Raw genomic sequence first — 475 nt, forward strand, 5'->3', positions numbered from 1 at the left:
TATTGCTCCGTAATCGCTGACGTTATGTTAGTGGCGATAAGCCTTTTTATCCTCTGGTACGGAACCAAGCTCTGTCTTGAACTGTGGGGCCAGCCCGTGGCCGAATTCCCGCTTTTAAGCGCCGGGCAAAACTACCTTACATTGCCGCTTGGCTCTGCCATAACGCTGCTGTTTATCGCAGAAAAGATTTTCCGTGGTCCGCAATACCAACGTCCTGTTGTCATGCTGGGATAGACCAGCTAGTTACCGCCCCCATTTCAGAAAGGAAAGCAGATGGATGCATTTATTCTCGTCTTTACGCTCGGCATTATGCTGGCAATTGGGGTACCGGTAGCGTATGCGGTTGGCATTAGCGACATCATTGGGGCCTGGTACATAGATATTCCGCTGGAAGCGGTAATGATCCAACTGACCAGCGGGGTGAATAAGTTTTCGCTGCTGGCGATCCCATTCTTTATTCTGGCTGGGGCTATTA

At 50.3% G+C, this 475-nt stretch carries 1 protein-coding gene and 1 pseudogene; both read left to right on the forward strand.

Annotated features, from left to right (window positions below):
• Nucleotides 1-234, forward strand: a pseudogene (locus ACU8YC_RS26755) (TRAP transporter small permease); the annotation flags it as partial.
• Between the two features lie 39 nt (nucleotides 235-273).
• Nucleotides 274-475, forward strand: a 202-nt coding sequence (locus ACU8YC_RS26760; RefSeq protein WP_446896228.1) for a TRAP transporter large permease subunit, incomplete at its 3' end; no start/stop codon positions are given.

It is taken from the genome of Citrobacter sp. VF227, from assembly GCF_052950715.1.